Below are 12,047 nucleotides of genomic sequence, written 5' to 3' on the forward strand. Positions count from 1 at the left end.
CCGCTCCATGGTACGCCCGCAGGCGGTCAGCGGCTCCGTCGAGTCGCGTCCTGCACCTCTCCGACGAGTTCCTCGATGATGTCCTCGAGGAACAGCACTCCCGTCGTGCGCCCCTCGGCATCGAACGCCTGGGCCAGGTGCGCGCCCGTGCGCCGCATCGACGCCAGGGCGTCCTCGAGGTCCGTCCCCTCGTACATCGAGGCCAGCTGACGGATGCGCTTCGGCGGAACCGGGCGCTCGGGCTGGTCGTCGCTCGTGAGGTCGAGGTCGATGACGTCCTTGAGGTGCAGGTAGCCCGCCGGCGTCCCGTCCTCGTCGATCACCAGGTAACGGGAGAACCCGTGCTTGGCGACGGCGCGCTCGAGCGCTGTCGGCGTGAGGGTCTCGGGGAGGCTGACCACCTCGTCCAGCGGCACCGCGACATCCCGGACCTTCTTCGTCGTGAACTCGAAGGCGGCGTTCAGCGCACCGTTCGAGTCCTTCAGAACTCCCTCGCGCTTGGACTGGCTCACGATCGTGGCGACCTCCTCGAGGGTGAACGTGCTGTTCGCCTCCGACTTGGGCTCGACGCCGAGCAGACGCAGCGATCCGTTCGCGACGGCGTTCAACGCGCCGATCACGTGACGGAAGATGCGGGCGATGAAGACGAGCGGGGTCGCCAGCAGCAGCACGGCCTTGTCGGGGGCCGTGAACGAGAGGTTCTTCGGAACCATCTCGCCGAGCACCACGTGCAGGTAGGTCACGATGACCAGCGCGATGATGAAGGCGACGGTGCCGATGACCTCCTCCGACCAGCCGGTGAGGCTCAGCGGACCCTCCAGCAGGTGGTGGATGGCGGGCTCGGAGACGTTCAGGATCACGAGCGAGCACACGGTGATGCCGAGCTGGCAGGCTGCCAGCATGAGCGTCGCGTGCTCCATCGCCCAGAGCGCCGTCTTCGCGCGGCGGCTGCCCTTCTCGGCCAGGGGCTCGATCTGGGAGCGGCGTGCGGAGATGACCGCGAACTCCGATCCGACGAAGAAGGCGTTGACGACCAGCAGCACGGCCAGCCAGAGGATTCCGGCCCAGTCGTTCATGAGCGCGCCCCCTTCCTGTCGGCGGCTCGCGCCGGAACGTCGACCACGGCCGGCTTGGCGGGCTTGACGGGCTTCACGCCGTCGACGTCGGCAACGGGGGCCACCTCGGATTCGTCGGGGGTGAAGCGCAGCCTGTCGATGCGCCGGCCGTCGAGACGCTCGACCGTCAGCTCGCCGCTCTCGATGAGCACGGTGTCTCCGACGACGGGGAGTCGGCCCAGCTCGCTCATCACGTATCCGGCGACGGTCTCGTAGGTGCCGTCCTCGGGAACGATCAGGTCGGTGCTCTCGCGCAGCTCATCGGGGCGCAGCATGCCCGGGAAGCTGATGGCACGGCCACGGCGCACGATGCCGGCGCGTGACCTGTCGTGCTCGTCGGCGACCTCGCCGATGAGCTCCTCCACCAGGTCCTCCAGCGTCGCGACGCCGGCGGTCCCGCCGTACTCGTCGACGACGACGGCCATCTGGTAACCGCGGCCGCGCAGTTCGGCGAGAAGCACGTCGAGGCGCATCGTCTCGGGAACGCGCAGTGCCTCGGACTGCAGGGCCGACACGGGAACGTCGGCACGGCGGGAGCGGGGCACGGCCATGGCCTGCTTCACGTGCACGAAACCGACGACGTCATCGACGTCCTCGTCGATCACGGGGAACCGGGAGTGACCGGTCTGCGAGGCGAGCTCCAGCACGGCATGGGCGGATTCGGCGCGCTGGATGCTGACCAGTCGCGGGCGGGGAGTCATGACGTCGGATGCCGTGTGGTCGGCGAACAGCAGCGTGCGGTTGAGCAGGCTGGCCGTGTCGCGCTCGAGCACGCCGGCGCTCGCCGAGCGGCGCACCAGGCTCGAGAGCTCCTCGGCCGTGCGGGCGCCGGACAGCTCCTCCCTGGGCTCGACTCCCACCATGCGCAGGATGCCGTTGGCGCTGCCGTTCAGCACGATGATCGCCGGCTTGAACACCCAGGTGAACGCCGTCTGGAACGGGATGACGAACTTCGCCGTCTTCAGCGGCAGCGCCAGGGCCAGGTTCTTGGGGATCAGCTCGCCGAGGATCATCGACAGCAGGGTGGCGAGGGTCACGGCGACGATGGTCGACGCGACGACGGCGACGGCATCCGGGATGCCCCACCCCTCGAGCGTCGGAGCAAGCAGCGAGCTGATCGCGGGCTCGAACATGTAGCCGGTGAGCAACGTCGTGATGGTGATGCCGAGCTGCGCACTCGAGAGATGCGTCGACGTCTGCGCCAGGGCGGAGATGGTCATCTGCAGCCGGGTCTCGCCGCGCTCGCGGCGCGCCTCGAGATCGGCTCGATCGAGGTTGACCAGCGCGAACTCGCTGGCAACGAAGAAGCCCGTGCCGACGGTCAGGATGAGGCCGATGCCGAGCATGATCCACTCAGACACGGGCGACACCTCCGCAGTTCACGGGCGAGGGTCTATGGCCGGGGGTGCTACTGGGCGGGTCATCCATTGTCAGCCGAGTATATCCGGCTCGGATGCGACATTCCCCTGCGAAGAGGCGCTCTGCGCTGTCGCCTTTCGGCCGCGCGGCGCCATAGGGCTACCAGCTGACCGGCAGCGCCTTGCCCTCCTCGTAGCCGGCGGCCGACTGGATGCCGACCAGCGCGCGGTCGGAGAACTCGGCGAGCGAGCGGGCGCCGGCGTACGTGAAGGAGCTGCGCAGTCCGGAGGTGATCATGTCGAGGAGGTCCTCGAGGGAGGGCCGCAGCGGGTCGAGGTAGATCTTGCTCGACGAGATGCCCTCGGCGAAGAGTTCCTTGCGGGCGAGGTCGAACGCGTCGAGGCGGCCGAAGCGCTCGCGCACGGCCTTGGTCGACGCCATCCCCCAGCTCTCCTTGTACAGGCGACCCCCGCCGTCGACCGCGAGCTGACCGGGGGCCTCGATGGTGCCGGCGAACCACGATCCGATCATGACGGATGACGCTCCGGCGGCGAGCGCCAGTGCCACGTCGCGTGGGTAGCGCACCCCGCCGTCGGCCCAGACGTGGGCGCCGAGCGAACGCGCGGCCTCCGCGGTCTCGAGCACGGCCGAGAACTGCGGGCGCCCCACCGCCGTCATCATGCGGGTGGTGCACATGGCGCCGGGACCCACACCCACCTTGAGGATGTCGGCTCCAGCGTCGACGAGATCCTTCACGGCATCCGCCGTCACGATGTTGCCGGCGACGATCGGCAGGCCGAGGCCGAGGGCCTTCACCGTGCGGATCGCCTCGAGCATGCCCTCCTGGTGGCCGTGGGCCGTGTCGATCACGAGCACGTCGACACCGGCCGCGGCGAAGGCCTGCGCCTTGGTGGCGATGTCGCCGTTGATGCCGAGGGCGACGGCGACCTGAAGGCGGCCGTCGGCGTCGAGCGTTGGCGAGTAGATGGTGCCGCGCAGCGCACTCTTGCGGCTGAGCGTCCCGACGACCGCACCCCGCCTGAGCACGGGCACGAACTCGAGGTCGGCGGCGAGCATCAGTTCGAAGGCCGCCCGGGCGCTGTCGACGTCCTCGGCGTCGATGGCCGTGATGCGGCCGTGCAGCAGGTCGCCGAGTCGGGCGTCGGGCAGCGCGGTCTCGAGGCGAGCTGCGGCGATGGCGCCGAGGTAGGCGCCGTCCGCGTCGTTCAGGACGATGCCGTGCCCCTGCACCGCCGGAACCCTGACGAGGGCGTCGGCCACGGTGTCGTCGGGACTCAGCACGAGGGGGGTGTCGAACTCCACGGGCTGGTCCTTGACCCACCGGATGGCGGCGTCCAGCTCCTGCAGGTTCATGTCCTGGGGAAGGACTCCGAGTCCGCCGCGGCGGGCGAGCGTCGCCGCCAGACGGGGACCCGTGACCGAGTTCATGTTCGCCGACACGATCGGGATCGTGGCGGCGGTGCCGTCATCCGGGGCCAGGGAGACGTCGAACCGGCTCTTCAGCTCAGAATGGCTGGGCACGAGGAAGACGTCAGAGTAGGTGAGGTCGTGGGTCGGCGCGGTCCGATAGAACTCCATGCCTCCCACGCTAGACCTCGGCACAGCCTCCTGCAGCCCTGCGAACGAGCAGATGCCTCATTCGGGGGAACCGAGCCGCCGGTAAAGAGGATTAGGCTTGTCACGGTGCGTGCTCGTCGTCTGGAACGGCGGGTTGACAAGTTGCAGGGAATCAACGGAGAGAGTGGGCGATCGGCTGTGTCGAGCCAATTGACCGGAGCAAGTTCAGACGAAGCGGCATCGGCCGAGTTCGGAGCCAATGAATGGCTCGTCGACGAGATGTACGAGCAGTACATCGTCGACAAGAACTCCGTCGATGAGGCGTGGTGGCCGGTCCTCGAGACCTACCACTCCCAGACGCAGGCCAAGGCGGATGCCGCAGCCCGTGCGACCGCCGATGCTCCGAGCGTCGACGCTCCGACCGGTGAACAGGCTGCCCCCACGGGCGAGGCCCCCGACAACGTGCCGGCGGCATCCGCTGCACCGGCGGCCCCGGAGACCCAGTCGGCACCCGCGGCCCAGGCAGCTCCCGCGGCGGCACCGGCGGCCCAGGACACACCCGCCTCCGAGTCGCGACCGCTCACGGCTCCCATCCCGATCATCGGTTCGCAGCCGGCGGCCCGCACCACGTCGGTCGCGCCGAAGCCGCTGCCCGTTCCCGCGGACGTGCCCATCACGAGCCCGCAGGCGGTCATCAAGGACGGCGCCGTCGAGGCACCGCAGGACGAGGTCTCGCCCCTGCGCGGCATGGCCAAGAGCCTGGCGACCAACATGGACGCCAGCCTCACCGTGCCCACGGCCACCAGCGTGCGCACCATCCCGGCCAAGCTGATGATCGACAACCGCATCGTCATCAACAACCACCTGAAGCGCTCCCGCGGTGGCAAGATCTCCTTCACCCACCTCATCGGATGGGCACTCATCCAGGCCCTCAAGGACTTCCCGAGCCAGAACGTCTACTACGAGGACGTCGACGGCAAGCCGTCCATCGTGAAGCCCGCCCACATCGGCCTCGGCATCGCCATCGACATCCCGAAGCCCGATGGCTCGCGTGCCCTGCTGGTCCCGGCCATCAAGCGTGCAGACACTATGACCTTCGGCGAGTACCTCTCGGCCTACGAGGACCTCGTGTCCCGTGCGCGCCAGAACAAGCTCACGGCCGACGACTTCAAGGGCGCATCGATCTCGCTCACGAACCCCGGCGGCATCGGCACGGTGCATTCGGTGCCCCGCCTCATGCGCGGCCAGGGCTGCATCATCGGCGCCGGCGCCCTCGAGTACCCGGCCGAGTTCCAGGGCTCCAGCGAGAAGACCCTCGCCGGCCTCGCCATCGGCAAGACCATCACCCTCACCAGCACCTACGACCACCGCGTCATCCAGGGTGCCGGGTCCGGCGAGTTCCTCAAGATCGTGCACGAGCTGCTCACGGGCAAGCGCACCTTCTACAGCGACATCTTCGCCGCCCTCCGCATCCCGTACGCCCCCATCGAGTGGGCGCCCGACATCAGCGTCGACATCGCCAGCGCCATCGACAAGACGGCTCGCGTGCAGGAGCTCATCAACGCCTTCCGCGTGCGCGGCCACCTCATGGCCGACATCGACCCGCTCGAGTACGTGCAGCGCTCGCACCCCGACCTCGACATCTCCAGCCACGGACTCACCTTCTGGGACCTCGACCGCGAGTTCGTCACCGGCGGCTTCGGCGACAAGCGCTCCGCGCTGCTGCGCGACATCCTCGGTGTGCTCCGCGACTCGTACTGCCGCACCACCGGCATCGAGTACATGCACATCCAGGACCCCGCCCAGCGTGCCTGGGTGCAGGCGCAGGTCGAGCGCAAGTACGAGAAGCCCACCCACGACGAGCAGATGCGCATCCTGGGCAAGCTCAACGAGGCCGAGGCCTTCGAGACGTTCCTGCAGACCAAGTACGTCGGCCAGAAGCGCTTCAGCCTCGAGGGCGGCGAGTCCACGATCGCCCTGCTCGACCAGATCCTCCAGGGCGCTGCGGAGGACGGCCTCGACCAGGTCGCCATCGGCATGGCCCACCGCGGACGCCTCAACGTGCTCACGAACATCGCGGGCAAGACCTACGGCCAGATCTTCCAGGAGTTCGAGGGCCACATGGCCGGCTCCGGATCGGGTGACGTCAAGTACCACCTCGGCACCGAGGGCACCTTCACCGGCGCCAACGGCGAGGAGATCGGCGTGTACCTCGCCGCGAACCCGTCGCACCTCGAGGCCGTCGACGGCGTGCTCGAGGGCATCGTGCGAGCCAAGCAGGACCGCAAGCCTGTCGGCACCTTCTCGACCCTCCCCATCCTCATCCACGGCGACGCCGCCATGGCGGGCCAGGGTGTCGTCGTCGAGACCATGCAGATGTCGCAGCTGCGCGCCTACCGCACCGGTGGAACCATCCACCTCGTCGTGAACAACCAGGTCGGCTTCACCACGCCGCCCACCGAGGGTCGCACGTCGATCTACTCGACCGATGTCGGCAAGACCATCCAGGCGCCGATCTTCCACGTGAACGGCGACGACCCCGAGGCCGTCGTGCGGGTGGCCCAGCTCGCCTACGCGTACCGCCAGGAGTTCCACCGCGACGTGGTCATCGACCTGATCTCCTACCGCCGCCGCGGTCACAACGAGGGCGACGACCCCTCGATGACCCAGCCGCTGATGTACAACCTCATCGAGGCCAAGCGCAGCGTCCGCAAGCTGTACACCGAGGCTCTCGTCGGTCGTGGCGACATCACCGAGGAGGAGTACGAGCAGGCGCACGCCGACTTCCAGGACCGCCTCGAGCGCGCCTTCCAGGAGACTCACGCCGCGCAGACCACCCCGATCACGGCCATCGGCGAGGACGACCAGAGCGACGCGTCCGGCGAGCCGGAGACCACCGGCGTCTCGGAGCAGGTCGTGCACCTCATCGGCGACGCCTTCAACAACAAGCCGTCCGGCTTCACCGTGCACAACAAGCTCCAGCAGCTGCTGCAGAAGCGCCTCGACATGAGCCGCAACGGCGGCGTCGACTGGGCGTTCGGCGAGCTGCTCGCACTGGGCTCCCTGCTCACCGAGGGCACGCCCGTGCGCTTCGCCGGCCAGGACGCCCGCCGAGGGACGTTCGTCCAGCGCCACGCGGTTCTGCACGACCGGACCAACGGCCAGGAGTGGCTGCCCCTCGCCAACCTGTCGCAGAACCAGGCCAGGTTCTGGATCTACGACACGCTGCTCAGCGAGTATGCGGCCATGGGCTTCGAGTACGGCTACTCCGTCGAGCGGGCGGATGCGCTGGTGCTGTGGGAGGCCCAGTTCGGCGACTTCGCCAACGGTGCGCAGACCATCATCGACGAGTTCATCTCCTCGGCCGAGCAGAAGTGGGGCCAGCGCTCCAGCGTCGTGCTCCTGCTGCCGCACGGCTACGAGGGACAGGGTCCCGACCACTCCTCGGCGCGCATCGAGCGCTTCCTGCAGCTCTGCGCCGAGAACAACATGACGGTTGCGCGTCCCTCGACGCCGGCGTCGTACTTCCACCTGCTGCGTCGGCAGGCCTACATGCGCCCGCGTCGCCCGCTCGTGGTGTTCACCCCGAAGGCCATGCTGCGCCTGCGCGGTGCGACCAGCGAGATCGCCGACTTCACGAGCGGCCGGTTCGAGCCCGTGATCGACGACGTGCGCATCGATGACAAGGCGGCCGTCAAGCGCGTCCTGTTCATGGCGGGCAAGGTCTACTACGACCTGCGCACCGAGCTCGAGAAGAACCCGAACCCCGAGATCGCCCTCGTGCGCCTGGAGCAGTACTACCCGCTCCCGGCCGCGGAGATCAAGGACGTCGCCGCGCAGTACCCGAACGCCGAGCTCTACTGGATCCAGGACGAGCCCGAGAATCAGGGCGCGTGGCCGTACTTCATCCTCGAGACCAGCAAGCTGGGCCCGCGGCCCGTCGGCGTCATCTCGCGTCCGGCATCCGCAGCCCCCGCAGCGGGTTCGGCCAAGCGTCACGCGGTGGAGCAGGCCGAGCTCATCAAGCAGGCGCTCACGCTGTAACGTGCGGCGACGCGTTCACGCGTCGAGCACGAGAAGAGGCCGGTCCCGTCAGGGAGCCGGCCTCTTCTCGTTCCGCCATCGCGCGCGGGATCAGGCGACGGATGCCTCGTCCCGGCGCACGCGCGCGGCTCCGAGGGCGTTGCCCAGCCAGCGGATCAGAACCGCCAACACGAGGAAGCCGACGATCATGACCGCGCAGTACGCGGCCACTCCCCCATAGCCGTTCTGGATCACCGGACTGAAGAACGGGTACGGGTAGAAGTCGGTGATGGCACCGCGGATGAGCGAGTACGCCACGTAGACCGCCGGGAAGATCATCCAGTAGAGCACCGAGCTCCACGGCAGCGGGCGGCGCGGCGGCCAGATCAGCCAGTCGACGACGGCGGCGATCGGCACGATGAAGTGCACGACGGCATTCACCCACGGGATCAGGCCGCCCAGGTCCACATCGCGCAGCAGGGTGTTGAAGACCAGGCCGACGAACGCGATGTAGACGACGGATGCACCCCGCACGGCGACGTCCGACATGCTCGGTGCGACACCGCGCAGCAGCCTGACGGCGCTCACGATGAACACGATGCTGACGATGATGTTCGAGAGGTTCGTGAAGTAGCTGAAGAAGTTCAGGATGCTGTGCCCCTGCGGCACCGTGACCGCGAAGAACTGCACCCCCACGGCCGTCAACGACAGGGCGGCGAAGAACAGGCGGAAGACGGCGGCGACGATCCGAGAACCCATGGCTGAGAATCTATCGCCGCTCGGCCGTCTCCGGCTGCTCGGCGCGCGCCAGCTTCGACGGCCACCAGACGGCGCGCCCGATGTCGTAGGCGAGGGCGGGCACCAGCAGCGAGCGCACCAGGAAGGTGTCGAGCAGCACGCCGAAGGCCACGATGAACGACAGCTGCACCAGGAACAGGATCGGCAGGACGCCGAGGGCGGCGAAGGTCGCGGCCAGCACGAGGCCGGCGGAGGTGATCACGCCGCCCGTCACGACCAGTCCGCGCAGCACGCCCTCGCGGGCGCCGTGCACGATCGCCTCCTCGCGCACCCTGGTCATGAGGAAGATGTTGTAGTCCACCCCCAACGCCACCAGGAAGACGAAGCCGAACAGCGGGACAGTCGGATCGGCCCCCGCGAAGCCGAAGACGCCGTTGAACACCACCGCGGAGACGCCCAGCGCGGCGCCGAACGAGAGCACCACCGTGGCGATGAGCAGCACCGGCGCGACGATCGAGCGCAGCAGCAGCATGAGGATCAGCAGGATGACGCCGAGCACCAGCGGGATGATGAGGTTGCGGTCGTGGATGGCCGCGTTCTTGGTGTCGAGTGCCACGGCGGTGGCTCCTCCGACGAGCACGGGGTCGGCATCCGTGCCCACAGCCGCCAGCTGGTCGCGCAGGTCGGCCACGACGGCCTCGGCCTCGTCGGAGTCGCTGGCGTAGTCGAGGGTCGCGTTCAGCTGGATCTGCCCGTCGACGACGGTCGGTTCGCCGGCGGGGGTTCCGGGAGGGCCGAGCGGCTGGATGCCCTCGGTGGTGACCGGCAGCGAACCGCTCGGCGAGTCCTCGGAGAGCACGGCGACGTCGGAGACACCGTCGGTTCCGAGGGCGATGTCGGCGACCTCCTGCAGGGAGTCCTCGGGGGCGATGATCACGGCGGGGGTGCCGGAGCCGCCGGGGAAGTGCTCCCCGAGCACGGCCTGGCCGTCGCGGGCCTGGGATTCACCGAGCACGAACTCGCTGGTCGGGACGCCGTCGGCCTTCAGCTGGGTGACGCCGAGCGAGAGCACGAGGAGGATGAGCGTCGAGACGATCCAGATGAGTCGCGGTCGCCTGGCCACGAGGCGCGCGACCCACGGCCAGACGCCCTTCGTCGCGATCTCGTCGTCGGCGGCCGTGTGCGCGGCCACCTTCGGGCGCACGGGCCAGAAGGCGACGCGACCCGCCCAGAGCAGCAGCGCCGGCAGCAGGGTCAACGAGCCGAGCAGGGCGAAGACGATGCCGATGGCCGCGACGGGGCCGAGGATCTTGTTGGAGTTCAGCTCGCTGGCGAGCAGCATGAGCAGGCCCGCGATCACAGTGCCACCCGAGGCGAGGATGGGCTCCCACGCGCCCTTGAGTGCGGCGATGGTGGCATCCCACTTGCGCTCGTGCACGTGCAGTGCCTCGCGATAGCGCGAGATGTAGAGCAGCGAGTAGTCGGTGGCCGCGCCGATGACCAGGATGAACAGGATTCCCTGGGTCTGGCCGTTCAGCAGCAGGATGTCGGCCTTCGCGAGCGAGACGACGGCGAGCACGGCCGCGCAGAGCGACGACAGGCTGGTGCCGAGCACGATCACCGGCAGCAGCGGAGAGCGGTACACGATGATCAGGATGATGAAGACGGCCAGCAGGGCGACCCCGAGCAGGATCCCGTCGATGCCCGCGAAGGCGCCGGCGAGATCCGTGGTGAAGCCGGCCGGTCCGGTGACGGATGCCGTGAGCCCGTCGACGGCGGTGTCGGCGATGCGCTCCCGCATCTCCCCCACGACGTCCTTCGTCTCCGCGCTCGCGTCGATCTGCACGAACAGTTCGGCGGCCTCGCCATCCTCGGAGACCACGGCGGGCGAGACGCCGTCGCCGATGACTCCCTCGATCTCCTGGAAGTACTCGGCGTCGGCGTCGATGGCCGAGTCGTCGGCATCCGTCAACCCGCCATCGCGCTGGTAGACGACGATCGCCGGGATCACGTCGCCGTCGCGGAAGCCCTCCTGGAGCTCCTGCACCTGCGTGGCCTCCGAGTCGGCCGGAAGGAACTGGGACTGGTCGTTCTCGACGACGCTGCTGAGTGACCCGAACGAGGCGCCGCCGGCGCCGAACAGGCCGAACCAGACGAGGATCAGGACGGCGGGGAGGGTGACCCTCAGCCATACCGGAACACGGGACGGCGACGCGGCTGCGGGTTTCTGGGAGGAGCTCACCCGCCAATGCTAACCGAGTTAGCTTCTCTGTGACGAAACGAAAATCTTCGGGGTCCGCCGGCGATCAGGCCGACGCGTCCGCTCCTAGTGCGTGGCCTGCAGGGAACGCAGGCTCGCGAGGACCTGCGCGCGCAGCTCCTCGGGAGCAGCCTCCTTGCAGGCACGCTGGACGGCCTCGGTCAGCACGCGTCCGACGTGGTGCTCCGACGTGCAGTCGGGGCAGTTCGCCAGGTGATCGCGGATGTCCTGCGCGTCAGCGCTGCACAACTCGTTGTGCAGGTACTCCTCGAGTTCGGCCTTGGCCTTGTCGCATCCACAGTCGGTCATCTGCTGCTCCTGGTCTGGGCGGGGGGCGTCGTGCCGATGCCCTGCTCCGCCGCGTATTCGGCCAGTGATTCGCGAAGCATTCGCCTGCCACGGTGCAGACGGCTCATCACTGTGCCGATCGGGGTTTTCATGATGTCGGCGATCTCCTGGTAGGCGAATCCCTCGACGTCGGCGAGGTACACCGCCAGCCTGAAGTCCTCGGGGATGGCCTGGAGGGCATCCTTCACCGCGCTGTCGGGCAGATGATCGATCGCCTCGGCCTCGGCGGACCGGCTCGACATGGCCGTCGTCGAGACGGCTCCGCCCAACTGCCAGTCCTCGAGCTCGTCGATCGTGCCCTGGTAGGGCTCGCGCTGCTTCTTGCGGTAGGTGTTGATGAAGGTGTTGGTGAGGATCCTGTAGAGCCAGGCCTTCAGGTTCGTGCCCTGCTCGAACTGCGTGAAGGCGGCGAACGCCTTCACGAAGGTCTCCTGAACGAGATCCGCGGCGTCCGCCGGGTTCTTGGTCATGCGCATGGCTGCTGCGTACAGCTGGTCCATGAAGGGCAGGGCCTGCTGCTCGAACAGTGTTCCGAGAGCGGGCTCGGATTCCTCGGCTGGTTCCGGATTCATCACCGGCCATCCTAGATGCTGACGCTCCGTGAGGGTCGACGGGGAGACGGATAC

The 12,047-nt window shown here is 68.4% G+C and carries 8 protein-coding genes; 1 reads left to right on the plus strand and 7 read right to left on the minus strand.

All coding sequences use genetic code 11. The features are described 5' to 3' along the window. Positions 1-26 precede the first annotated feature (26 nt). The 3 genes from E4M00_RS14135 to guaB1 form a co-directional block, all read right to left on the minus strand. Positions 27-1,076 (minus strand): hemolysin family protein, encoded by a 1,050-nt coding sequence (locus E4M00_RS14135; protein WP_135121138.1) that lies wholly within the window; start codon positions 1,074-1,076, stop codon positions 27-29. Beyond that, positions 1,073-2,461, minus strand: coding sequence for a hemolysin family protein (locus E4M00_RS14140; RefSeq protein WP_135121195.1), 1,389 nt, complete (start codon positions 2,459-2,461; stop codon positions 1,073-1,075). The genes E4M00_RS14135 and E4M00_RS14140 overlap by 4 nt, the downstream gene beginning before the upstream one ends. A gap of 172 nt (positions 2,462-2,633) precedes the next feature. After that, positions 2,634-4,073: a GMP reductase gene (guaB1, locus tag E4M00_RS14145; RefSeq protein ID WP_135121139.1), complete on the minus strand. Its 1,440-nt coding sequence runs from the start codon at positions 4,071-4,073 to the stop codon at positions 2,634-2,636. A gap of 177 nt (positions 4,074-4,250) precedes the next feature. Between guaB1 and E4M00_RS14150 the strand changes: the two genes are divergently transcribed. After that, entirely contained in the window at positions 4,251-8,096 is a 3,846-nt protein-coding gene (locus E4M00_RS14150) for a multifunctional oxoglutarate decarboxylase/oxoglutarate dehydrogenase thiamine pyrophosphate-binding subunit/dihydrolipoyllysine-residue succinyltransferase subunit (RefSeq protein ID WP_135121140.1), read from the plus strand. 90 nt (positions 8,097-8,186) lie between these two features. Here E4M00_RS14150 and E4M00_RS14155 read toward each other — a convergent pair whose 3' ends face one another. From E4M00_RS14155 to E4M00_RS14170, 4 genes are all read right to left on the minus strand, one after another. Then, positions 8,187-8,834, minus strand: coding sequence for a Pr6Pr family membrane protein (locus E4M00_RS14155; RefSeq protein ID WP_135121141.1), 648 nt, complete (start codon positions 8,832-8,834; stop codon positions 8,187-8,189). 10 nt (positions 8,835-8,844) lie between these two features. Continuing rightward, positions 8,845-11,055: an MMPL family transporter gene (locus tag E4M00_RS14160; protein WP_240037140.1), complete on the minus strand. Its 2,211-nt coding sequence runs from the start codon at positions 11,053-11,055 to the stop codon at positions 8,845-8,847. Positions 11,056-11,139: 84 nt separating this feature from the next. Next, the gene (locus E4M00_RS14165; RefSeq protein WP_056164416.1) at positions 11,140-11,382 is read right to left on the minus strand and encodes a zf-HC2 domain-containing protein; all 243 of its coding nucleotides are present in this window, start codon (positions 11,380-11,382) and stop codon (positions 11,140-11,142) included. Continuing rightward, positions 11,379-11,993 (minus strand): sigma-70 family RNA polymerase sigma factor, encoded by a 615-nt coding sequence (locus E4M00_RS14170; protein WP_056164988.1) that lies wholly within the window; start codon positions 11,991-11,993, stop codon positions 11,379-11,381. The genes E4M00_RS14165 and E4M00_RS14170 overlap by 4 nt, the downstream gene beginning before the upstream one ends. Positions 11,994-12,047: the final 54 nt, after the last annotated feature.

This window comes from Orlajensenia leifsoniae, from assembly GCF_004570845.1.
Lineage (GTDB): Bacteria > Actinomycetota > Actinomycetes > Actinomycetales > Microbacteriaceae > Orlajensenia > Orlajensenia leifsoniae.

What these genes read in the sequence shown, in the direction of transcription:
- E4M00_RS14170 (WP_056164988.1), bottom strand. Translation starts at nt 11,993, where the DNA reads ATGAATCCGGAACCAGCCGAGGAATCCGAGCCCGCTCTCGGAACACTG.
- E4M00_RS14165 (WP_056164416.1), bottom strand. Translation starts at nt 11,382, where the DNA reads ATGACCGACTGTGGATGCGACAAGGCCAAGGCCGAACTCGAGGAGTAC.
- E4M00_RS14140 (WP_135121195.1), bottom strand. Translation starts at nt 2,461, where the DNA reads ATGCTCGGCATCGGCCTCATCCTGACCGTCGGCACGGGCTTCTTCGTT.
- guaB1 (WP_135121139.1), bottom strand. Translation starts at nt 4,073, where the DNA reads ATGGAGTTCTATCGGACCGCGCCGACCCACGACCTCACCTACTCTGAC.
- E4M00_RS14155 (WP_135121141.1), bottom strand. Translation starts at nt 8,834, where the DNA reads ATGGGTTCTCGGATCGTCGCCGCCGTCTTCCGCCTGTTCTTCGCCGCC.
- E4M00_RS14135 (WP_135121138.1), bottom strand. Translation starts at nt 1,076, where the DNA reads ATGAACGACTGGGCCGGAATCCTCTGGCTGGCCGTGCTGCTGGTCGTC.